We start from the raw sequence: 21430 nt of genomic DNA, 5'->3' as shown, positions 1-21430 counted from the left end.
CGCGCGATGCGATTGCGATGTGAGCGCCCGCGCGACGCGGCGGGCGCCGTTTCAACAGGAGCTACGATGAGCGTTTCCCTCGCAATGCGCGGCCTCGCGGCCGCGGCGATCGTCGCCGGGTCATGCGGCGGCGGTCCGGCGCTGGCTGCCGGCGGCGCGCCGCAGGACCCGCCGAGCGTCGTGCCCGAAGCGGCCGGCGTCGATTCGGCGCCGCTCGTGCGGCTGTCCGAATGGCTGCGCCGCGACCGGATGGACGTGCGCAGCCTCGTCGTCGTGAAGGACGGCAAGATCGTGTTCGAGCGCTACGGCGACGGCCTCACGCGCGACAACAACTACGAGCTGTATTCGGTGACGAAGACGATCACCGCGCTGCTCGCCGGCATTCTCGACGGCGAAGGCAAGCTCGGCCCGTCGACGAAGGTCGCGCCGCTGATCGCGGCCGCGCGGCCCGATCTCGCGAGCGAACTCGCGGACAAGCAGGATATCGAGCTGCGGCACCTGATGTCGATGTCGAGCGGGTTGCGCTACACGACGCGCGAAGGCACCGATCCGCTGTACTACGACGCGCCCGACCGGCTGCAGGTTGCCGTGACGAGCCGTGCCGCGCAGCCGCCCGGCACGCATTTCGACTACATCGACGTGAACCCGGTGCTGGTCGGCACGGCCGTGTCGATCGCCGCGGGCGAGCGCGAGGACGACTTCGCGCGCAAGCGGCTGTTCGAGCCTCTCGGCTTCGCGCACTACCGCTGGAGCGGCGCCGACGGCACCGGCGCGGTGGCGGGCGGCTGGGGCCTGCGGCTGCGCGCCGTCGACATGGCGAAGATCGGCATGCTGCTGCTCGACAACGGCCGCTGGAACGGCAAGCAGGTCGTGCCGGCCGGCTGGGTCCGGCAGATGACGACGCCATCGCCGGCCGCGGCCGACTACGGCTACTACTGCTGGATCGGCCATGTCGTCGCGCACGGCACGCCGGAATTCGGCGCGATGGGCTTCAAGGGCCAGTTCATCACGGTGCTGCCCGCGCAGCGCGCGGTCGTCGTGATGACGAGCCTGCTGCCGACCGACGGCGGCTTGCGCGACGCGACCTACCTGAACCTCTATCGGCGGATGGTCGGCGACTACATCCTGCCGGCGCTCACGCCCCCGCGGCCGCCGGTCGAAAGCGCGGCAGCCACGCAGGCGCTGCGCGACGAACTCAAGCGCAGCCGGCAGACGAAGGGGGTGCCGGGTACCGCCACCGCGTTCAACGATGCACCGGAGATTTGATGAGGATTGCAAACTTCATCGACCATTCGTCCGCGTGGCGTTCCGATGCGCGGCGGCCCGCTGCGCCGTTCATGCGCCGGCTGCTCGCGCGGGTTGCCGCGTTGCTGATCGGCGGCGGGGCGCTGGCGTCGGCATCGGCACCGATACTGTCCGTGGCGCACGCGGCCGACGCGTTGCCGCTGCCGCCGCTGCATGAAACCGGCATCGCGGCGGCCGCGCCCGAAGACGTCGGCGTCGATTCGCGCAGGCTCGTCGCGCTGTCGCGCTGGATCCGCGAGCAGAAGCTCGACGTGTACAGCCTGCTCGTCGTGAAGGACGGCAAGCTGATCTTCGAGCGCTACGGCGCGAACGCGTCGCGCGACTCGACCTACGAGCTGTACTCGGTGACGAAGGCCGTGACGTCGCTGGTCGCGGGCATCCTGGTCGAACATGGCGCCGTGCAGCTCGACGAGCCGGTGGCCGCGCGGCTCGCCGCGTGGCGCCCCGAGCTCGGCGGCGCGCTCGCGGACAAGCGCGGCATCGAGCTGAAACACGTGCTGTCGATGTCGAGCGGCCTGCATTACGACTTCAGCCCGAAGGACGATCCGATCTACTACACGGCGCCGGACCGGCTGAAGCTCGCCGCGTCGGCCGCGCCGAAGGTCGCGCCGGGCACCGTATTCGAGTACACCGACGTGAACCCGATTCTCGCGTCGGCGATGTTGAGCGCGGCGGCCGGCGAGCCCGTCGAGCGCTATGCGCGCACGAATCTGTTCGGCCCGCTCGACATGAGGCGCGCGGCATGGGAGCGTGCGGACCGCACGGGGCTCGTGTCGGCCGGCTGGGGGCTGCGGCTGCGTGCCGTCGACATGGCGAAGATCGGCATGCTCGTGCTCGACGGCGGGCGCTGGCAGGGGCGGCAGGTGGTGCCGCAGGCGTGGATCGCGCAGATGACGGCGCCGCGCGTGTCGCCGCACTTCGGCTACTACTGGTGGATCAACAACATCGTCGACAGCGAGCCGGAATTCGACGCGATGGGCTTCAAGGGGCAATTCATCACGGTGCTGCCGAAGCGCAATACGGTGATCGTGATGACGGGCGTGCTGCCGGTGGACGGCGGCCTGCGCGACGCCGAGAACGTGAAGCTGTTCCGGCGGATGGTGAACGGTTACATCCTGCCGGCGCTCGATGGCGGTGCGGCGTCGGGGCAGGGCGGCGGCACCGGCGATACGCTTGCGGCGCTGCGCGACGAACTCGAAGTGAGTGCGCGCACCGCGGGCGTGCCCGGCACGCAGGTCGATCCGACCGATCTGCCGAAGTAGGCGCGTCGATACGTGTGCGGCGCTGCGTGTGGAGCCGGAAGTGAGTGCGCGCTCCGTGGGCGTGCTGGGCGCGCAGGTCGATTCGACGGATCTGCTGAAGTAGCGTCGGGCATGCGTCCGGTCGGCCCGATGCAGGCGAGCCGGACGCACCGCGTGTCTCACATCACACCAGTTCACCCAGGCACGCGTCGAACTGCGCGACGAGCGTGTCGACATCGTCGGCTGTCGTCTGCGGACATACGAGCATCATGTTGTGGAACGGCGTGATCAGCACGCCGCGGTTCAGCAGATACAGATGCACGATGTGCTCGAGTTCGCTGTCGAGCTGCTCGCCCGCGATCGTGCCGTTGCGTGGCGGCACCGGCGTGAACTGGAACTCGGTGCGTGCGCCGATGCGCGTCACGCACCACGGCAGCCCGTGTTTTGCGATCGCCTGTTCGAGCCCGGCCGCGAGCCGCGCGGCGAGCGCGAACATATGCGCATACGCGGCATCGGTCGCGACGTCGGCGAGCGTCGCGCGCATCGCATGCATCGCGAGCATGTTCGCGGTGAGCGTCGTGCCGATCCCGGAATGGCCGGGCGGTGCGCTCAGCTTCGCCTGTTTCGCGCGTTCCGCGAAGTCGGCGCTGAACCCGTACACCGCGCACGGCACGCCGCCCGCGATCGGCTTGCCGACCACCAGCGCGTCCGGTTCGAGACCGTGCGCGGCCGCGTAGCCGCCCGGGCCGCTGCTGATCGTGTGGGTTTCGTCGATCACGAGCAGCGTGCCGTAGCGGCGCGTGAGGTCGCGCGCCGCCTCCCAGAAGCCCGGCTCGGGCAGCACCATCCCGATGTTCGTCATTGCCGGCTCGGCGAGCACGCATGCGACGTCGCCATCCTTCAGCGCCGCCTCGAGCGCGGCCAGATCGTTGAACTCGACCACGCGTGTGTTCGCGAGCAGGTCGTAGGACTGCCCGAGCAGGCTGTCGCGCTGCACCGGGCGGCCGTCGACGAGATCGACGAACACGTCGTCGACCGTACCGTGATAGCAGCCGTTGAACACGACGATCGTGTTGCGGCCGGTGGCCGCGCGCGCCCAGCGCAGCACGAAGCGATTCGCGTCGCTCGCGCTCAGCGCGAACTGCCAGACCGGCAGCCTGAAGCGGCGCGCGAGTTCGCGCGACACCCAGGCGGCGTCCTCGCTCGGCAGCATCGTCGTGTAGCCGCGCGTCGCCTGTTCGGCGAGCGCGCGTGCGACCGGCTCGGGCGCATGGCCGAACATCGCGCCCGTGTCGCCGAGACAGAAGTCCGCGTAACGATGACCGTCGACGTCGGTGAAGGTCGCGCCGCGCGCCTCCTTCACGACCAGCGAGAACGGGGTCGACCAGTCCTGCATCCAGTGCAGCGGCACGCCGAACAGCAAATGCTCGGACGCTTCCGCGGACAACGCGCGGGAGATCGGCATGGCTTCGGTGAATGCACGGCGCTCGCGATCGAACAGCGCGCGGGCGCGGATGAGGTCGACTCCGTGGCGGGTCTGCAATTGAGGCTCCTGTGACGGTTTGAATGGAAGAGTGAGGTCTCCGCGAGCTTGTCATATTCCATGCGCGCGGTCGATTCGGACTCGACCGTGTATCCATCAGACGTGGAGTTTTTGCGCATAAACATACGACAACGGATATCTATGTCGAACGATCAGGAAGTGAGTGTGCGCACACATACGGGGTGAGGTATCAGTAAAAGTGGGGTAAACGACCGTCATGTACGCGGTGGCGACCATGTCTGGACTTCGCAATGTAGTGTGACGACGTATGAGTAGAGATATGCCGTCCGGCGTGTCGATACCTGAACCGCTGAAGGAGTCGCGCCCACGGCCGCAAGCCGCCGCCCTTCGTCTTCACCCGTCCGATCGCTCGCGTCGCGCCTTCATCGGCTGGACCGGCGCGCTCGCCGACCGTCACGTCGCCGGGGCCGATCCATGCGTTCAACGTGAGCGTGATGACGCTGACGAACGTGTCGATCGCGGTCAGGCGGTCAACACGACGATCGGCGAAACGCGGTGACGTGACGGGGCAGGAGAGCGATCGCGTGCGGACGGCCGATGCATGCGATCGCGACGCATCATGCGAGCGTCTTGACCATGTGGTGTTCATCGTAGAAGCGGCCGTCGACGAACAGCGAGCGCGGTTCCGTGCCGAACCGGACGAACCCCTGCGACGCATACAGCCGTTCCGCGGTGCCGTTGATCTCGTTGACGCACAGCATCAGTTGCCTGCATTCCCAAGCCTGTACCGCGTGCGCGGTCGCGCTATCGAGCAGCGATTGCGCAATGCCGCGGCCACGGTACGCGGGGTCGACGAACACGCCCCAGATCGTCGCCTTGTGCGCGACCTTGGCGCGCGCGTCGCGGCGCACGCCCGTGATGCCGACGAGCGATGCGTCGGCGAATGCGCCGAACACGGCGCGCTCGTGGGTGGGCGTGATGCGCGTCGCGAATTCGTCGACCGGGACGCCGGCTTCCTCATCGCGGGTCGGCAGGAACGAAGTTGGCGACGTGGCGACCGCGCGCAGGCGGACGGACTGGAATTGCGCCGCGTCGGCGGCATCGAGCAGGCGGATCGTGATCATCGGTCGGTGTTGTCGTTGGTGTGCCGGAAGGTCGGAATCTGCGGCGCGGTGCGCGGCAGGGCATCGACCATGCTAATCGGAAACACACGCATTTGCTGGTGCGATCGACACGCCGCATCGACAGGCGTGAAGCGCTGTACCGAGGCGCGAATGATGGCGGGGATGATGCGTGGAGAATCGATGCGCGTTCGCGAAGTCTGCGGGCAATCGCACGCGGCGCCGAACGCATGCACGCGGAAATGAGCCGGATGATGCGAACGCACCTGCCGTTGCATTGGATGCGACCGCGACCGCGGGTGGCGCGCGACGTGAGGAACGTCACGACGCAGTGCCGTGCGCGACAGGCATGCCGCGCCGACTCGTGGAAGGGAGATGAAGTGAAGCGCGTGCCCGCTGTTGCGCCGAAGCGCCGCTGAGCACGCGAAATACGTCCGCGACGTGAAGTGTCCGCGATACGTGTGATGCGTCCGATCAACTCAGGCGCATGCGACCCGCATCGACACCGCCTCCGCGACGTGCGGTGTCCGCGATACGTGTGATGCGTCCGATCAACTCAGGCGCATGCGACCCGCATCGACACCGCCTCCGCGACGTGCGGTGTCCGCGATACGTGTGATGCACCCGATCAACTCAGGCGCATGCGACCCGCATCAATACCGCCTCTGCGACGTTGATGTGCGCGCGACACGTGTGATGCACCCGATCAGCTCAGGCGCATGCGACCCGCATCAATACCGCGACAACTGATTCCCGTTGATCTGCACACGATCGCCCGGACGCAGGTCGCCCGGCGACTGCACGTCGAACGAGCGCGTCGAGCCGTCGCTCACCCGCACGTCGATCCGGTAGCTGCTCGGCGGTTGGGCCGCGCCCATCTGCTGACCGATCTGGTTGCCGGCGACGGCGCCGCCGAGCGCGCCGATCACGGTGGCCGCATCGCGGCCGTGGCCGCGGCCGAATTGGTTGCCCACCAGGCCGCCGACCAGCGCACCGACGACGGTGCCGGCGACGCCCGACGTGCCGACCGAGCCGTTGATCGGCTGGATGTTCGCGACGGTGCCGTATTGCGTGCCGTAGCCGTTGCCGTACTGGCCGCCGTAAGGCTGCGGGTTGCCGTACTGGTCGTACTGCGGTGCCTGGTTCGGATAGGCCGGCTGCTGCGGCTGCACGTAACCCGGTTGCGAATACGCGGGCTGCGCGTAGCCGGGCGTCGCGTACTGCTGCTGCGGATAGCCCGGTTGCGCGCCGTAGTAGCCCGGCGCGACACAGGCGGTCAGCGGAAGCGCCGCCACGGCGACGAGCGTGGCGAACAGAACGGTCTTCGTGGAAGGCATGCGCATCATGATGTTTCCTGCATCGGCAACGTGTTCGCCGACGAATACCGGGACGGGTGGCGAACTCGGCGTGAGTATAAGGAAAGGGCGGATGCACGTCCGGTGCGGCCGGGTAACAACGTGTAAAGTCTGTTGCCGCGCAAATCGCGGTGCGGCGCGGCCGAGATTCGACGATGCGGTTCGCCGTCCGGCAGCCGCGTGAGGGCGCCGATTGCGCGACGATCGGCACCGGCGCACGCCCGCGCGGTGATCACGCCCCATCTTCGCGCCACGCCCGACAGGCAGCTCGCCCGCATATCGCGAAATCGAATGCGCGGCATCGCGACATTTAATTGGCCACTGGCCGCCCCGTCCGATATCGTGACCGCACATCCCTGCCAACGGTCGCGCCGTGCCGGCTGCGGTGCCTTCCCCTGTCCGCGTCGGCGTCGCGCAGCGGCCGCCCCACTCATTCCGACTCATGACCGATCGCTTCTTCACCAACGCCGTCGATGCCGGCGGCCGGCCCGTCAACCTCGTCGTCCATGACGGCCGCTTCGTCGCGATCGGCGCCGATTGCACTGCCGCGCCTGGCGCCGAAACGATCGACCTCGGCGGCCGCGTCGTGCTGCCCGGCTTCGTCGACGGCCACATCCATCTCGACAAGAGTTTCGTCGGCGACCGCTGGGTGCCGCACCAATCGGTCGACTCGCTGCGCGAGCGGCTCGTGGTCGAGAAGCGCCAGCTCGCGGCTGCGCTGCCGATCGTCGAGCGCGCGAATGCGCTGATCGCGCAGGCTGCCGCATTCGGCACGATCGCGATGCGCAGCCACGTCGACGTCGACGCGACGACCGGCCTGTCGAACCTGCACGCCGTGATGGCCGCGCGCGAACAGTGGCGCGGAATCGTCGACATCGAACTGGTCGCGTTTCCGCAGGCCGGCGTGGTGACGTGCCCGGGCACCGCCGCGATCCTCGATGCGGCCGTGCGCGAAGGCGCGGACGTGGTCGGCGGGATCGACCCGACGACGCTCGACGGCGACGCGGACGGCCAGCTCGACATCGTGTTCGGCATCGCCGAGAAGCGCGGCGCGAAGATCGACATCCACCTGCACGAACCGGGCGAGACCGGCATCGCGCAACTGCTGCGGATCGCGGCGCGCACGCGCGCGGCCGGCCTCGGCGGCCGCGTGAACGTGAGCCACGCGTATGCGCTCGGCCAGGTCGAACATGGCGACGTCGAGCGCGCGGCCGCCGCACTCGCCGACGCCGGCGTGTCGATCCTGACCAACGCGCCGGGCGACTGCGCATTCCCGCCGGTTCAGCAGCTGCGCAACGCGGGCGTCCACGTGTTCGCCGGCAACGACAACATTCGCGACGCGTGGTGGCCGTACGGCAACGGCGACATGCTGCAGCGCGCGATGATGGTCGGCTACCGCTCAGGCTTCTTTACCGACGAAGCGCTCGGCATCGCGCTCGACATGGCGACGCACGCCGGCGCGCGCGCGCTCGGCCTCGCGCACTACGGCATCGCGGTCGGCTGCGACGCGAGCTTCGTCGCGGTGCGCGCGCCGAATGCGGCGGCCGCCGTCGCCGGCGTGCCGGCCGAACGCTGGGTGTTCCGGCGCGGCGAAAGCGACACCGGCGCGCCGTTCGCGCCGGCGCTGCGTTTCACGCGCTGACGACCCGACCGCCGTCGCGGTGCGTGCATCGCGGCTGCTTCGTACTGACTGACCGACTGACCGATTGACCGACCACACCGGAACCGACATGACGAACCTGCTGATCCGCAACGTCCGCACGCACGCCGACGAAGCGCTCGACATCCTGATCGACGGCGAGCGCATCGCGCGCGTCGGCCCGTCGCTCGACGCGCCCGCCGGCTGCGCGATCGAGGACGGCGCGGGCGCGCTCGCGCTGCCCGGCCTCGTCGAAGGCCACACGCACCTCGACAAGACCCACTGGGGGATGCCGTGGTATCGCAACGCGGTGGGGCCGCGCCTCGTCGACCGCATCGAGAATGAGCGTCACTACCGCGCGACGAGCGGCCATGACGCGGGCGCCGCGTCGCTCGCGCTGTCGCGCGCGTTCCTCGCGGCCGGCACGACGCGCATCCGCACGCACGTCGACGTCGACACCGAAGCCGGGCTGCGCCATCTGCACGGCGTGCTCGCGACGCGCGAGACACTGCGCGGCCAGGTGGAGATCCAGATCGTCGCGTTTCCGCAGTCGGGCGTGCTCAAGCGGCCCGGCACGGCCGCGCTGCTGTCCGACGCGCTCGGCGCGGGCGCCGACCTGCTCGGCGGCCTCGACCCGTGCGCGATCGAAGGCGATCCGGTCGAAGCGGTCGACGTGCTGTTCGGAATCGCAGAGCGTCATGGCCGCGGCCTCGACCTGCATCTGCACGAACGCGGATCGATGGGCGCGTACTCGCTCGATCTGATCCTGCAGCGCACGGCCGCGCTCGGCATGCAGGGCAAGGTCACGATCAGCCACGGCTTCTGCCTCGGCGACATCGCCGAGCGCGAGCGCGACGCGCTGCTCGCGCGGATGGCGGAACTCGGCGTCGCGATCGTCACGACCGCGCCGGCCGCGGTGCCGGTGCCGTCGGTCGTTGCGTGCCGCGCGGCCGGCGTGACCGTGATCGGCGGCAACGACGGCGTGCGCGACACGTGGACGCCGTACGGCTCGCCCGACATGCTCGAACGCGCGATGCTGATCGGCATGCGCAACGATTTCCGCCGCGACGACGCGCTCGAAGTCGCGCTCGACTGCGTGACGCACGGTGCGGCACGCGGTTGCGGCTTCGCCGACTATGGTCTGGAAGCAGGCAAGCGCGCGGACGTCGTGCTGGTCGATGCGCTGACGTTCGCCGAGGCCGTCGTCGCGCGGCCGACGCGGCGACTCGTCGTGTCGTCGGGGAAGATCGTCGCGCGCGACGGCGCGCTGGTCTGAACCGGGCGCCGCATCGTGCCGGTTATGATCGGGCTTCCTTCAGCCTGATCTTCCGGGAGACGACGATGCGACGCACACGCACGATGGCCGCACGGGCCGCAGGATGGATCGCCGCGGCGACGTTCGCAGCGGCGGCCGCGCACGCAATGGCGGCCGGCCAGGATGGTGCGGGCGGTGCGGACAGCGCGCAGCAGGAAGCGAATCGCCGCACGGTGCTCGCGTTCTACGAGAAAGGCCTGAACGAGAAGGATGCGGATGCCGCGCTCGCGTACGTCGGCGAACGGTACGTGCAGCACAACCCGAACGCGGCCGACGGCCGCGACGGTTTCCGCAAGTTCGTCGCGTTCCTGCGCGACAAGTATCCGCAGTCGCACAGCGAGATCAAGCGCTCGTTCGTCGACGGCGACTACGTGATCCTGCACGTGCACGCGGTGCGCGAACCCGGCACGCGCGGCAGCGCGATCGTGGACATCTTCCGGCTCGAACACGGCAAGATCGTCGAGCACTGGGACGTGAACCAGCCGGTGCCGGAGCAGGCGGCGAACGGGAACACGATGTTCTGACGGGCGTCGGTTTTCTCGACATGCGCCGCCGCCCGGTCGATGCCCGCCCGCATCGCTGCGCTCATTCCTGCTCGTGCTCCAGCATCGTCGCGAGCGCCTTCGTCAGTTCGCTGACCATCGGATCGGCGGTCGGCCGATGCAGGATCGCGATGTCCATGTGCTCGATCGGCGCGAAGCCGCCGTGCGCGTCGGTCAGCACGACGTGGTCGTCGGTCACCACGCGCGCGGGCAGCACGCTGATGCCGAGCCCGTCCGCGACGGCTGCCTGGATCCCGCTCAGGCTCGACGTCGTGAAGCTGATCCGCCAGCGGCGGCCGCGTTCCTCGATCGCCTTGATCATGTCGTCGCGATAAAGCCCGCGCGGCGGGAACACGACGATCGGCACCGGGTCGAGGTCGATCGTCGGATGCTGCGCGCTGTCGATCCAGCGCAGTTTCTCCGGCCAGCGCACCACCGCCTCGCGGCTGTCGCGCCGCTGCTTGATCAGCACGAGATCGAGCTCGCCGCGATCGTAGGCCGCACAGATGTCGCGGCTCAGCCCGCACGTCACCTCGAGCTTCACCTGCGGATGATCGCGCTTGAACGCGGCAAGCGCATGGGTCGTGCGGCCCGCCGCGAAATCGTCGGGCACGCCGAGCCGGATCGTCAGCGCGACGGTCGCGCCCGACAGCGCTTCCAGCATCTCGTCGTTCAGCGCGATCATGCGCCGCGCGTAGCTGAGCACCGTCACGCCGGCGTCGGTCGGCCGCACGTCGCGCGTGCCGCGGTCGAGCAGGCGATGCCCGGCGATCTCCTCCAGCCGCCGCACCTTCTGGCTGACCGTCGACTGCGTCGAATGCAGGCGCGCGGACGCGGTCGTGAAGCTGCCGCAGTCGGCGACCATCACGAGCGCGCGCAACAGGTCGAGGTCGAACAAAGGTCTATTCATTTCTGCACTTTTGCGGGTTCGGGCATTTCATTTTCAAATGAATGCGACGACTTTTAACATGGCCCGAGACCGCGGGCAATCGCGGTTTCGCCGGACCCGGCGCGGCTGTGCGGGCGGACCTGCTTTTCAAACGGATGGCGATCGTCGGCACGCTCGGCGGCGCTGCGCGGCCTGATGGCGGCGGGAGCGCGGTAGCGTCGAGGTGGTATAGATCGGAAGGCCGCTTTTCGGCAGCCAGCGATGGGTGGCGGTCTGATTCACCGTGAAATTTGGACCGCCACGGCTTGTGGATATCGAATCGAACCTACTCTCGGCCGACTGTGCGCATTATCGGGTAAACGCCTGAGCATCAGAAAAATTACCGTAAATTGCTGCATATGTCGTGTTACATCGCTCTTTTTTGGCGATCTCTCCGTCCAATTCTCCTGGTCGGCCGCACCTCCATTCCTTCCGCTTGCGCTCGAAAATCAAGCGGTCTAGACTGCATCGCAGATTCATCGAAGTCCCTGTCTTTCGCGTACCGCGCCGGGCCAGCCGGCACGACGCTCCCCAACGGACGCCCGGCGCCTTCCCCCGCCACGTCGAGACCAAAAGGACACACCATGAACCGCACTGCAAGGCTTCTCGCTTCCGCGCTGGCGTTCGCGCCGCTCGTCTCGTTCGCGCAGGACACGGCGACGATCCGCTGGGGCATCGATCCCACCTATCCGCCGTTCGAGGCGAAGCAGCCCGACGGCTCGCTCGCCGGCTTCGACATCGACCTGCGCAATGCGATCTGCGAGCAGCTGCGCGCGAAATGCGTGTGGGTCGAGCAGGGTTTCGACGGGATGATTCCGGCGCTGCGCGCGCGCAAGTTCGACGTGATCATGTCCGCGATGACGGCCACCGACGAGCGGCTCAAGCAGATCGACTTCTCGAACAAGCTGTATGCGTCGCCGGGCGCGCTCGTCGCACCGGCCGGCTCGAAGCTGCTGCCGACCGCGGCGTCGCTTGCGGGCAAGCGCGTCGGGATCGACCAGGGCACGACGCAGGAGGCCTACGCGAAGGCCGAATGGGCGACCCAGGGCGTGACGATCGTGTCGTACCAGAACCAGGACCAGGTGTATCAGGATCTGGTGAACGGCCGTCTCGACGCGACCTTCCAGGACAAGACGCAGGCCGGCTATTCGTTCCTGAAGACGCCGCGCGGCAAGGGCTACGCGTTCGCGGGCCCCGACGTGACCGACGTGCGCATCACCGGCTACGGCGTCGCGATGGGCGTGCGCAAGGGCGACGCCGACATGAAGAAGCGGCTGAACGACGCGATCGTCGCGATCCGCGCGAATGGCACGTACCAGAAGATCGCCGCGAAATATTTCGACTTCGACATCTACGGCGCGAAGCAGCAGCTGACTTCCGCGCCGTGAACCCGTGACCCTGCCATTCCATGACTCCGTGGCTCAATCAATCGACAGGCAACCCATGACGAGTATCCAGGAACGCGTCGCGCAAGCCGTGACGCCCGAACTGATCGCCGCCTTCCGCGACGAAGGCGCGGTATGCATCAAGGGCATCTTCTCGCCCGACGAAGTGGCCGCGCTGCGTGCCGGCATCGACGCGAACCTCGCGCAGCCGAGCGCGCGCGCGAAGGTCGCGAGCCGGCCCGACGATCCGGGCTGGTTCTTCGAGGACTTCTGCAACTGGCAGCACAACGACGCGTATCGCGACTTCATCGTGCGGTCGCCCGCGCCGTCGGTGGCCGCGGCGCTGATGGGCACGCAGACGGTGCGGCTGCATCACGACCACCTGCTCGTGAAGGAGCCCGGCACGCGGCAGCGCACGCCGTGGCACCAGGACCAGCCGTACTACAACATCGAAGGCGACGACAACGTCAGCATGTGGATTCCGGTCGATCCGGTGCCGCTCGAATCGACGCTGGAATTCGTCGCGGGTTCGCACCAGGGGCCGTGGCTGATGCCGCGCACGTTCATGGACAAGGAAGCGAAGTGGTTCCCGGAAGGCAGCCTCGCCGACCTGCCCGACATCGAAGCCGACCGCGCGGCGTTCCCGATCCGTCACTGGGCGCTCGAGCCGGGCGACATGGTGTGCTTCCGGATGCTGACGCTGCATGCGTCGGGCGGGACGCAGAACCGCCGGCGCGCGTTCTCGATCCGCTTCGTCGGCGACGATATCCGTCACGCTCCGCGCCGCTGGAAGACGTCGCCCGATTTCCCGGGACTGGCCGACGAACTGCCCGACGGCGCGCCGCTCGAGCATGCGCTGTTTCCGGTCGTATGGTCGCGCGGCGCGGGGCAGGTCGGGGCGATCTGAGCGGCGCGGATCGACGACGTCACGTGACATCGAGTGACGTCAAGCCACGTCAAGCGACATTCAGCGACATTCAGCGACGTCATGCGCGCGGTGGCCGTTTCTTCGCGAAGCGGCGCGCCGCGCGTGGTCTCTTACCCGCGCTGAAGAAGGTTCAGGTCTGGTGACGTCCGGCGCCCGGCTTGAAGCGCGAGCCGAGCCGGTAGCGGTTGCCCGGATGCAGGAAGTGCACGAACGTGACGGGCAGCCCGTTCGTCCAGGTGCGGCGCGTGAGCGTGAGGCACGGTTCGTCGGCGCGCATGTCGAGCAGCCGCGCCTGTTCACCGGACGGCAGCGACGCGTCGACCACGTGCTCGATCTCCAGTTCGTAGTGCGACACGTTGTTGAACAGGTATTCGGACGGCGGCTCGGCCTGGAAATCCTGATCGATGAATTCGGGCGCGGCGGCCGGGTTCACGTAGCGATCCTCGAGCTGGATCGGGCGGCCGTTTTCCTCGTGCACGCACACCACGTGAAACACCGGCGTGTTGACCGCCAGCCCGAACGCGGCCGCGACGTCGAACGACGCGGGCTCGCGCGACTGGCTGAGCACGCGGCAGCGGTACTCGTGGCCGCGCGCGCGGATCTCGTCGCGGATGTGCGCGATCATCAGCAGGTTCGACTGCGGCTTCACCTCGGCGACGAAGGTGCCGACGCCGGCGATGCGCTTCAGCACGCCTTCCTCGGTCAGCTCGCGCAGCGCGCGGTTGACCGTCATGCGCGCGACGCCGAATTGCGCGGCGAGATCGAGTTCGGACGGAATGCGGTCCCCCGGGCGCCAGTCGCCCGCATCGACGTTCTGGCGAACGAGCGTCTTGATCTGCTGGAACGGTGCGGTGGTCTTCGTGACCATCGGGGGATCCTTGGGGAAGGGCAATCGCGAAATTCTATCCCGGATCAGGGCGCGGGCAGTTCGCGAACGTCGGCCGTCGGCACAGATCCGAACGCATCGCTCAGCGCATAGCCGATCAGTTGCCGCGCGGCCGCCTCGGGCGTCGACAGCGCGCCGCTCGACTTCAGTTCGTCGAATTTCTCCCGCATCGGGAAGTTCGCTTCGCTGGTCGAGCGGATCGTCGCCTGCATGCCCGTATCGACGACGCCCGGCGCGACGCTGCAGATCCGCAGCGCGCGGTTCGCATCGAGCGCGACGGCGCGCGCGTGATGATCGAGCGCGGCCTTGGTCGCGCAGTAGACGCTCCAGCCCGCGTACGCGTTGCGCGCGGCGCCGCTCGACACGTGCAGGATCCGGCATTCGGTCGGCGCCGCTGCCGCCTGCACGAGCGCGGCCGACAGCATCAGCGGCGCCGCGACGTTCAGGCCGACCGCGCGCGCGACGAGCGCCGGGTCCTGCGCGGCGAGCGGCCCGATCGGATCGACGATGCCCGCGTTGTTGAAGAGCAGCACGATCGACGCGCCGTCGACGAAGCGGCGCAGCGTGTCGCCGGCGAGCCAGGCCGCGACGGCCGACGTGTCCGACAGATCGAGTTCGATTTCGGCGAAACGGTCGCCGGCCTGCGCGGCGAGCGACGGATGACGGCTGCGCGACACGCCGAGCACGGCGATGCCTTCCTGCAGCAATTGTTCGGCAAGCGACGCGCCGAGGCCGCGCGTGTGTCCGGTGACGATGGCGCGCACGTGCGGCGCGAGAGAGGAGGCGATCATGGCGGTGAACGAGTGAACGGTTGAGGCGTGTTGACAGGCGCGGCGCGCAGGCGGGGCGGTACGGCGTGCGGGACGGGCGATGCACGGGTTTGACCTGGCGGACGAGTCCGGCCGAGCGCCGCGCCGCGTGTCCGGGTGAACGCGTATCGTAGCGCCGGCCTGCGCAGCGCGCAAACGCGGGACGATGCCGCGCGCGAGCGTGGAGCCTGCGTTCGTGCGGCCGGACGCAGGCGTCGTCGTGCGCCGCCGCACGGCCGAACCGTTGGACGAAAACCGGCCGCGGCAAGTGCGCGCGCCGCGGCGGCGAGTGGCGCCGGGCCTCACGTCGCGAGCTATCATATGGCTCGCCCGTTCGCGACGCCGGACGGGCCGCGACCGTTTCCCTTCACCTGCTGCACGCTGCGACGCCATCCATGAACACCACGCCGGACATGCCCACGCCACGCGCCCTGCGCGAACTCACGCCCCTCGAGGCCCGCATTCTCGGGGTGCTCGTCGAGAAGCAGCACACGGTGCCGGACACCTATCCGTTGTCGCTGAATGCGCTGACCGCGGGCTGCAACCAGAAAACCGCGCGCTCGCCGGTGATGAACGTCAGCGAGGACGAAGTCACGACCGCGCTCGACGGGCTCAAGCACCTGAGCCTCGTGATGGAGGGCAGCAGCAGCCGCGTGCCGCGTTTCGAGCACAACGTGAACCGCGTGCTCGGGATTCCGAGCCAGGCGATCGCGCTGCTGACGATCCTGCTGCTGCGCGGCCCGCAGACGGCCGCCGAACTGCGCCTGAACAGCGCACGCCTGCACGGCTTCGCGGACATCTCGTCGGTCGAGGCGTTCCTCGACGAACTCGCGGCGCGTGCGCAGCCGCTGGTCGTCCGGCTGCCGCGCGCGCCCGGTGCGCGCGAGAACCGCTGGATGCACCTGATGTGCGGCGAGGTGAACGTCGCCGACTACGCCGGTGCGGACGCGGGCGGCGGCGCGGATTCCGTTCCGCCGTCGGAGTTCGAGGCGCTCAAGGCCGAGCAGAAGCGGCTTGCGGATGAAGTGGCGCGGCTGAACGCACTCGTGCAGCGGATGGCGACCGAACTCGGGATCGACGTCGATACCCCGGGCGACGCCGGCTGATTGCCCGCCCGAGCCAACTCGACACCGGCGCGCATGGGAGTCGCGGATGGAGAAGCGATTCAGCCGATGCTGATTCGCGTGGCACCCGCGTCGACGAGCCGGAACAGCAGATCCTCGACGGCCGCGCCCGGCGCCGAGCCCAGGTCCGCATTGACGCGCCATCCTTGCTCCGTGCCCGCCGGTTCCGACAGATAGTGAACGATGCCGTGCAGGCCGTCCTCGGCCGGCTCGCCTGCGTCGTCGGCGTCGAACCACGCGAAGAACCATGTCCTGAACGCGTCGGTGGCCGCGGCCTCGCCGATGCCGTCGGCTTCGATCGTCGCCCAGTCCCACACGAACGGCCGGATCGACACGGCCGCCGTTTCGAGTTCGAACGCGAACGGTTCGAAGTCCAGTTGCGTGGTCGAGTCGACCATTGCCGGCTGGCCGGCCGATTCGCCTTCGGTGTGAACGATGTCGGCGCGGCACGGCAGTGCGAGCGGGCCTTCGGTGGCCAGCGTGCCGTCGGCTTTCCGGTAGGCCGGTTCGACGACGGCCGCCGGTTGCGCTGCCGCTTGTGCGAGCAGGTCGGCGTAGGGCTGGCGGATGGCGCTGAGCAGTTCGGATACGGTCATCGTGGCGTGTCGGGTCATGTTGCGTACGATCAATCACAGACAGGTGGTGCGTCGTGCCGCCTGCGCCGAAGGCGAGGCGTCATCGGCAGCGGACAGCCATGATCGTACGGTACGTCGGCCACACGCGACCACTCGGCCGAACGGCCGGCGCCCCGGGTCGCGTTGCGGCTGGCGACCGGCGGCGCCTGCATGACGCCCGTTCCATGAAGCCCTGTCGACAGGCCCGGAAACGTCGGCAGGCGCGCGCCCGCAGCGTGCGGCATCGGCGCAACGCGCCGAATACCCGGGCGATCCGTTGCGGATCGCCGTTCTTTCGCCCGGCCGCCCGGCCTCTTGACGCAGGTCGCATGCCCGCGCCGCGCCTCGCTGCCGCCTTGCGCGAGTGCCATAATCGAGCCTGCACCTTATTCCAGACGTCCCCCGGAGAATCACCATGCAGAACCTCGACAATCCTTCCCATGATCGCGAGGTAGGCAGTGCCGACGCGACGCAGGACACCACGCGTATCGACGACGTCCGCATCGGCGCCGTGCGTCCGCTGATCTCGCCGGCGCTGCTGCAGGACGAACTGCCGGTGCCGGCCGCCACGCAGACGCTCGTCGAGGACACGCGCCGCGCGATCGGCGACATCCTGCACGGCCGCGACGACCGGCTGCTGCTCGTCGTCGGCCCGTGCTCGATCCACGATCACGACCAGGCGCTCGAGTACGCCCGCCGCCTGAAGGCCGCCGCCGATGCGCTGAAGGACGACCTGCTGATCACGATGCGCGTGTACTTCGAGAAGCCGCGCACGACGGTCGGCTGGAAGGGCTACATCAACGATCCGCGCCTCGACGGCAGCTTCCGCATCAACGAAGGGCTGCGCGCGGCGCGGCAACTGCTGCTCGACATCAACGCGCTCGGCCTGCCTGCGTCGACCGAATTCCTTGACCTGCTGAGCCCGCAGTACATCGCGGACCTGATCGCGTGGGGCGCGATCGGTGCGCGCACGACCGAGAGCCAGAGCCATCGTCAGCTGGCATCGGGGCTGAGCTGCCCGATCGGTTTCAAGAACGGCACCGACGGCGGCGTGCAGGTCGCATCCGACGCGATCGTCGCCGCGCGCGCGAGCCACGCGTTCATGGGGATGACGAAGATGGGCATGGCCGCGATCTTCGAGACGCGCGGCAACGACGACGCGCACGTGATCCTGCGCGGCGGCAAGAACGGGCCGAACTACGACGCCGAGCACGTCGAGGCGAGCTGCGCGGTGCTGCGCAAGAGCGGGTTGCGCGAGCAGGTGATGGTCGATTGCTCGCATGCGAATTCCAACAAGTCGCACGAGCGGCAGATCGAGGTCGCGCAGGATCTCGCGCGGCAGCTGTCGCAGGGCGAGCACCGGATCGTCGGCGTGATGGTCGAGAGCCATCTCGAGGCCGGGCGCCAGGATCTGAAGCCGGGCGTGCCGCTGCAGTACGGCGTGTCGATCACCGACGCGTGCCTGAGCTGGACGCAGACGGAGCCGGTGCTCGATGTGCTGGCGGAGGCAGTGCGGCATCGCAGGGTGTATTCGCGCAACGCGTGAGGCGGTGTGACTGCGCGGCGGGGCCGGGGGGCATCCGCCGCGTAGTTCGTGCGCCGGTGACGAGCGGATGCCCGTCTCCGATGTTCTCCCGATCGACATGCCGCGGCGCGCGCTTTTCTCCGTCCGCACAGTCATTGATCTCCATCCGTCTCGCCCCGCCTGTCACGTCGCACTCCGAACGCACGATCCGGCGAATGCCGCTACCATGAAGCCGTGTTGCACGCTGCGGTCCGGCCACGCCGGTCCGTCATGCACACACGCAGTGGCGGCGCGGCTGGCCGCCACGCGACCGACGAAGCGCGGGGCGCTCACCGATCAGCCGTTGCGCCCGCGTCGCTTCGCTCCCGGAATCAACAACAACCGAACCGGAGTGCAATACATGAAGTTCTACAAGACCCTCATCGCGGCAACCGTCATCGCATCGAGCGTCAGCGCGCACGCGCAGATCGCCGGCGCGCAGCCGCTCAGCGTGACCGTCGAGCAATCGCAGGCGCTGCTCGAAGGCTGGAGCGTGAAAAAGAGCGTGCTCGGCAAGGCCGTGTACAACGACCAGAACCAGAAAGTCGGCACGGTGCGCGACCTGATCGTCGCGCCGGACGGCTCGGTGTCGGCGGCGATCGTGTCGGCCGGCGGCTTCCTCGGCGTGGCCGCGCATGACGTCGCGGTGCCGATCGCGTCGCTCGACGTGCGCAACGGCAACATCTACCTGCCGGGCGCGACGAAGGACGCGTTGAAGGCCACGCCGGCGTTCCAGTACGCGAAGGTGCCGTCGCCGCCGAAGCCGAAGAAGGCCGACGACAAGCACTGATCCACGCGGCCCGGCGCGCGACCCGCGATGGCCGGCCGGCCGCGCGCCGGGCCGCGCCACGTCGCGTCGCGCGTCGATTCATCTCGGGCGCACCGCGCGCCCGCGCTCGGCCTACGTAATTCTACGTAGCCCCGCATACGTAGTTGTGCGCTTGTAAGCTGCCCCCGTCGCGCGGAATACTACGGCCCATCGCCGCGGCATCCACGAGACGCGGCACGACGCATCGACGTCACGCGGGTTCGGCGCCTGGCCGGATCCACTCAAAACCACATTGGAGACCAGGAGACGCCATGAATCGGGCTTCCAGTACCCTGCTATGGATCGCCGTCGCGCTGCTCGGCGCATTCGCGTTCGGGACGATCGCACTTGCGCACGGCGAACGCGTCAGCGCGCTGTGGATCGTGATCGCCGCAGTCTGCGTATATCTGATCGCATATCGCTTCTACAGCCGTTTCATCGCCAGCAAGGTCATGCAGCTCGACGGGCTGCGGATGACGCCGGCCGTCCGGCACAACGACGGCCTCGACTACGTGCCGACCAACAAGTACGTGCTGTTCGGCCATCACTTCGCCGCGATCGCCGGCGCCGGGCCGCTCGTCGGCCCCGTGCTCGCCGCGCAGATGGGCTACACGCCCGGCATGCTGTGGATCCTGGCCGGCGTCGTGTTCGCCGGCGCGGTGCAGGACTTCATCGTGCTGTTCATCTCGACGCGCCGCGACGGCCGCTCGCTCGGCGACCTCGTCAAGATGGAGCTCGGCACGGTGCCCGGCGTGATCGCGCTGTTCGGCGCGTTCCTGATCATGGTGATCATCCTCGCGGTGCTCGCGCTGATCGTCGTGAAGGCGCTGACGAATTCGCCGTGGGGCACGTTCACCGTCGCCGCGACGATTCCGATCGCGCTGTTCATGGGCGTCTACACGCGCTACATCCGTCCGGGCCGCATCGGCGAAGTGTCGATCATCGGCTTCGTGCTGCTGATGGCGTCGATCGCGTTCGGCCAGACCGTGCACGATTCGGCGGCGCTCGCCGCATGGTTCACGTTCAGCGGCACGCAGCTCACGTGGATCCTGATCGGCTACGGTTTCGTCGCATCGGTGCTGCCGGTGTGGCTGCTGCTCGCGCCGCGCGACTACCTGTCGACGTTCCTGAAGATCGGCACGATCCTCGGCCTCGCGATCGGCATCCTGGTCGTCGCGCCGGAACTGAAGATGCCCGCGCTGACGAAGTTCGTCGACGGCACGGGCCCGGTGTGGTCGGGCAACCTGTTCCCGTTCCTGTTCATCACGATCGCGTGCGGCGCGGTGTCGGGTTTCCACGCGCTGATCTCGTCGGGCACCACGCCGAAGCTGATCGACAACGAAACCAACGCGCGCTTCATCGGTTACGGCGCGATGCTGATGGAATCGTTCGTCGCGATCATGGCGCTGGTCGCCGCGTGCGTGATCGAGCCGGGCATCTACTTCGCGATGAACGCGCCGGCCGCCGTGCTCGGCTCGACGCCGGAAGCCGTCGCGAACACGGTCACGCAATGGGGCTTCGTGCTGACGCCCGACATGCTGACGCAGACCGCGAAAGCCGTCGGCGAAACGACGATCATCGCGCGTGCGGGCGGCGCGCCGACGCTGGCCGTCGGCATGGCGCACATCCTGCACCAGGTGATCGGCGGCGAAGCGATGATGGCGTTCTGGTATCACTTCGCGATCCTGTTCGAGGCGCTGTTCATCCTGACGGCGGTCGACGCCGGCACGCGTGCGGGCCGCTTCATGCTGCAGGACCTGCTCGGCACGTTCCACCCGGCGCTCAAGCGCACCGAGTCGCTGCCCGCGAACCTGGTCGCCACCGCGCTGTGCGTGGCCGCGTGGGGCTACTTCCTGTACCAGGGCGTGGTCGATCCGCTCGGCGGCATCAACACGCTGTGGCCGCTGTTCGGCATCTCGAACCAGATGCTCGCCGCGATCGCGCTGGTGCTCGGCACCGTCGTGCTGTTCAAGATGAAGCGCGAGCGCTACGCGTGGGTGACGATCGTGCCGACCGCATGGCTGCTGATCTGCACGCTGACGGCCGGCTGGCAGAAGATCTTCGATGCGAACCCGAAGGTCAGCTTCCTCGCGCACGCGGCGAAGCTGCAGGCCGCGGTGGACGAAGGCAAGGTGCTCGCACCGGCGAAGTCGATCGCGCAGATGCAGCGGATCATCTTCAACGACTACATCGATGCGGCGCTGGCCGGCCTGTTCATCTTCGTCGTCGTGGCGATCGCGGGGTACGGGCTGCTCGCCGTGCTGCGCGCGCGCCGCGAGTCGAAGCCGACCGTGCGCGAGACGCCGTACGAAGCAATGCCGGCCGCGCAGGCGCTCGGCAGCGGACGTTAAAGGGAGGCCGC

General features: G+C 68.6%; 20 protein-coding genes. 12 read left to right on the top strand and 8 right to left on the bottom strand.

Annotation, left to right across the window (positions count from 1 at the left end; genetic code table 11):
• Positions 1-66 precede the first annotated feature (66 nt).
• Both U4012_RS09470 and U4012_RS09465 read left to right on the top strand, forming a co-directional pair.
• Complete coding sequence (locus tag U4012_RS09470) at positions 67-1266, top strand: serine hydrolase (protein ID WP_321798004.1); 1200 nt, start codon at positions 67-69, stop codon at positions 1264-1266.
• Positions 1266-2567 carry a serine hydrolase gene (locus U4012_RS09465; protein ID WP_321798002.1) on the top strand — a complete coding sequence of 434 codons (1302 nt, stop codon included), beginning with the start codon at positions 1266-1268 and terminating at the stop codon, positions 2565-2567. Before U4012_RS09470 ends, U4012_RS09465 begins: the two co-directional genes overlap by 1 nt.
• 163 nt (positions 2568-2730) lie before the next feature.
• Here the strand turns inward: U4012_RS09465 and U4012_RS09460 are convergent, their stop codons facing one another.
• The gene (locus U4012_RS09460) at positions 2731-4089 is read right to left on the bottom strand and encodes an aspartate aminotransferase family protein (protein ID WP_321798000.1); all 1359 of its coding nucleotides are present in this window, start codon (positions 4087-4089) and stop codon (positions 2731-2733) included.
• Between the two features lie 280 nt (positions 4090-4369).
• Here U4012_RS09460 and U4012_RS35910 point away from each other — a divergent pair, with 280 nt between their 5' ends.
• Positions 4370-4609, top strand: a complete 240-nt coding sequence (locus U4012_RS35910; RefSeq protein WP_415750367.1) for a hypothetical protein — start codon at positions 4370-4372, stop codon at positions 4607-4609.
• Between the two features lie 58 nt (positions 4610-4667).
• Here U4012_RS35910 and U4012_RS09450 read toward each other — a convergent pair whose 3' ends face one another.
• From U4012_RS09450 to U4012_RS09440, 3 genes are all read right to left on the bottom strand, one after another.
• A complete protein-coding gene (locus U4012_RS09450) occupies positions 4668-5174 on the bottom strand; it encodes a GNAT family N-acetyltransferase (RefSeq protein WP_321797998.1) in 507 nt (168 codons plus the stop codon).
• The gene (locus U4012_RS09445; protein ID WP_321797996.1) at positions 5171-5449 is read right to left on the bottom strand and encodes a hypothetical protein; all 279 of its coding nucleotides are present in this window, start codon (positions 5447-5449) and stop codon (positions 5171-5173) included. The genes U4012_RS09450 and U4012_RS09445 overlap by 4 nt, the downstream gene beginning before the upstream one ends.
• 453 nt (positions 5450-5902) lie before the next feature.
• Complete coding sequence (locus U4012_RS09440; RefSeq protein WP_044844961.1) at positions 5903-6517, bottom strand: glycine zipper 2TM domain-containing protein; 615 nt, start codon at positions 6515-6517, stop codon at positions 5903-5905.
• A 451-nt stretch (positions 6518-6968) separates the two neighbouring features.
• Here U4012_RS09440 and U4012_RS09435 point away from each other — a divergent pair, with 451 nt between their 5' ends.
• The 3 genes from U4012_RS09435 to U4012_RS09425 all read left to right on the top strand — a co-directional run bounded on the left by U4012_RS09435 (position 6969) and on the right by U4012_RS09425 (position 10004).
• Complete coding sequence (locus U4012_RS09435; RefSeq protein ID WP_321797994.1) at positions 6969-8168, top strand: amidohydrolase family protein; 1200 nt, start codon at positions 6969-6971, stop codon at positions 8166-8168.
• A gap of 88 nt (positions 8169-8256) precedes the next feature.
• Complete coding sequence (locus U4012_RS09430; RefSeq protein ID WP_321797992.1) at positions 8257-9441, top strand: amidohydrolase family protein; 1185 nt, start codon at positions 8257-8259, stop codon at positions 9439-9441.
• Positions 9442-9506: 65 nt separating this feature from the next.
• On the top strand, positions 9507-10004 hold the full coding sequence (locus tag U4012_RS09425; protein ID WP_321797990.1) for a nuclear transport factor 2 family protein: 498 nt from the start codon (positions 9507-9509) through the stop codon (positions 10002-10004).
• Positions 10005-10065: 61 nt separating this feature from the next.
• Here the strand turns inward: U4012_RS09425 and U4012_RS09420 are convergent, their stop codons facing one another.
• The gene (locus tag U4012_RS09420; protein ID WP_044844964.1) at positions 10066-10932 is read right to left on the bottom strand and encodes a LysR family transcriptional regulator; all 867 of its coding nucleotides are present in this window, start codon (positions 10930-10932) and stop codon (positions 10066-10068) included.
• A gap of 602 nt (positions 10933-11534) precedes the next feature.
• Here U4012_RS09420 and U4012_RS09415 point away from each other — a divergent pair.
• Both U4012_RS09415 and U4012_RS09410 read left to right on the top strand, forming a co-directional pair.
• Entirely contained in the window at positions 11535-12338 is an 804-nt protein-coding gene (locus U4012_RS09415) for an ABC transporter substrate-binding protein (protein ID WP_321797989.1), read from the top strand.
• A 55-nt stretch (positions 12339-12393) separates the two neighbouring features.
• On the top strand, positions 12394-13242 hold the full coding sequence (locus U4012_RS09410; protein ID WP_321797988.1) for a phytanoyl-CoA dioxygenase family protein: 849 nt from the start codon (positions 12394-12396) through the stop codon (positions 13240-13242).
• A 151-nt stretch (positions 13243-13393) separates the two neighbouring features.
• Here U4012_RS09410 and hutC read toward each other — a convergent pair whose 3' ends face one another.
• Both hutC and U4012_RS09400 read right to left on the bottom strand, forming a co-directional pair.
• Positions 13394-14131, bottom strand: a complete 738-nt coding sequence (gene hutC, locus U4012_RS09405) for a histidine utilization repressor (protein ID WP_044844967.1) — start codon at positions 14129-14131, stop codon at positions 13394-13396.
• A gap of 44 nt (positions 14132-14175) precedes the next feature.
• Entirely contained in the window at positions 14176-14940 is a 765-nt protein-coding gene (locus U4012_RS09400) for an SDR family oxidoreductase (protein WP_321797985.1), read from the bottom strand.
• A gap of 413 nt (positions 14941-15353) precedes the next feature.
• Here U4012_RS09400 and U4012_RS09395 point away from each other — a divergent pair, with 413 nt between their 5' ends.
• Positions 15354-16064: a YceH family protein gene (locus U4012_RS09395; protein ID WP_044844969.1), complete on the top strand. Its 711-nt coding sequence runs from the start codon at positions 15354-15356 to the stop codon at positions 16062-16064.
• Between the two features lie 59 nt (positions 16065-16123).
• Here U4012_RS09395 and U4012_RS09390 read toward each other — a convergent pair whose 3' ends face one another.
• The gene (locus U4012_RS09390) at positions 16124-16678 is read right to left on the bottom strand and encodes a hypothetical protein (RefSeq protein WP_124486034.1); all 555 of its coding nucleotides are present in this window, start codon (positions 16676-16678) and stop codon (positions 16124-16126) included.
• Between the two features lie 433 nt (positions 16679-17111).
• On the opposite strand from U4012_RS09390, the gene U4012_RS09385 reads away from it, so the two are divergent.
• The 3 genes from U4012_RS09385 (at position 17112) to U4012_RS09375 (ending at position 21419) form a co-directional block, all read left to right on the top strand.
• Positions 17112-18242 (top strand): 3-deoxy-7-phosphoheptulonate synthase, encoded by a 1131-nt coding sequence (locus U4012_RS09385; RefSeq protein WP_014900794.1) that lies wholly within the window; start codon positions 17112-17114, stop codon positions 18240-18242.
• 379 nt (positions 18243-18621) lie between these two features.
• A complete protein-coding gene (locus U4012_RS09380) occupies positions 18622-19050 on the top strand; it encodes a PRC-barrel domain-containing protein (protein WP_321797981.1) in 429 nt (142 codons plus the stop codon).
• 290 nt (positions 19051-19340) lie between these two features.
• Positions 19341-21419, top strand: a complete 2079-nt coding sequence (locus U4012_RS09375; protein ID WP_044844972.1) for a carbon starvation CstA family protein — start codon at positions 19341-19343, stop codon at positions 21417-21419.
• Positions 21420-21430: the final 11 nt, after the last annotated feature.

It is taken from the genome of Burkholderia sp. BCC1988 (assembly GCF_905339895.1).
Taxonomy (GTDB): domain Bacteria; phylum Pseudomonadota; class Gammaproteobacteria; order Burkholderiales; family Burkholderiaceae; genus Burkholderia.
This window is presented reverse-complemented; position numbering and strand designations above follow the sequence as displayed.

Bases quoted from the DNA above. Each gene is read 5' to 3' on its own strand.
- hutC (WP_044844967.1), bottom strand. From the start codon at position 14,131: ATGGTCACGAAGACCACCGCACCGTTCCAGCAGATCAAGACGCTCGTT.
- U4012_RS09445 (WP_321797996.1), bottom strand. From the start codon at position 5,449: ATGCAACGGCAGGTGCGTTCGCATCATCCGGCTCATTTCCGCGTGCAT.
- U4012_RS09440 (WP_044844961.1), bottom strand. From the start codon at position 6,517: ATGATGCGCATGCCTTCCACGAAGACCGTTCTGTTCGCCACGCTCGTC.
- U4012_RS09390 (WP_124486034.1), bottom strand. From the start codon at position 16,678: ATGACCGTATCCGAACTGCTCAGCGCCATCCGCCAGCCCTACGCCGAC.
- U4012_RS09375 (WP_044844972.1), top strand. From the start codon at position 19,341: ATGAATCGGGCTTCCAGTACCCTGCTATGGATCGCCGTCGCGCTGCTC.
- U4012_RS09430 (WP_321797992.1), top strand. From the start codon at position 8,257: ATGACGAACCTGCTGATCCGCAACGTCCGCACGCACGCCGACGAAGCG.
- U4012_RS09385 (WP_014900794.1), top strand. From the start codon at position 17,112: ATGCAGAACCTCGACAATCCTTCCCATGATCGCGAGGTAGGCAGTGCC.
- U4012_RS09435 (WP_321797994.1), top strand. From the start codon at position 6,969: ATGACCGATCGCTTCTTCACCAACGCCGTCGATGCCGGCGGCCGGCCC.
- U4012_RS09400 (WP_321797985.1), bottom strand. From the start codon at position 14,940: ATGATCGCCTCCTCTCTCGCGCCGCACGTGCGCGCCATCGTCACCGGA.
- U4012_RS09415 (WP_321797989.1), top strand. From the start codon at position 11,535: ATGAACCGCACTGCAAGGCTTCTCGCTTCCGCGCTGGCGTTCGCGCCG.
- U4012_RS09420 (WP_044844964.1), bottom strand. From the start codon at position 10,932: ATGAATAGACCTTTGTTCGACCTCGACCTGTTGCGCGCGCTCGTGATG.
- U4012_RS09450 (WP_321797998.1), bottom strand. From the start codon at position 5,174: ATGATCACGATCCGCCTGCTCGATGCCGCCGACGCGGCGCAATTCCAG.
- U4012_RS09395 (WP_044844969.1), top strand. From the start codon at position 15,354: ATGAACACCACGCCGGACATGCCCACGCCACGCGCCCTGCGCGAACTC.
- U4012_RS35910 (WP_415750367.1), top strand. From the start codon at position 4,370: ATGCCGTCCGGCGTGTCGATACCTGAACCGCTGAAGGAGTCGCGCCCA.
- U4012_RS09380 (WP_321797981.1), top strand. From the start codon at position 18,622: ATGAAGTTCTACAAGACCCTCATCGCGGCAACCGTCATCGCATCGAGC.
- U4012_RS09410 (WP_321797988.1), top strand. From the start codon at position 12,394: ATGACGAGTATCCAGGAACGCGTCGCGCAAGCCGTGACGCCCGAACTG.
- U4012_RS09425 (WP_321797990.1), top strand. From the start codon at position 9,507: ATGCGACGCACACGCACGATGGCCGCACGGGCCGCAGGATGGATCGCC.
- U4012_RS09470 (WP_321798004.1), top strand. From the start codon at position 67: ATGAGCGTTTCCCTCGCAATGCGCGGCCTCGCGGCCGCGGCGATCGTC.
- U4012_RS09465 (WP_321798002.1), top strand. From the start codon at position 1,266: ATGAGGATTGCAAACTTCATCGACCATTCGTCCGCGTGGCGTTCCGAT.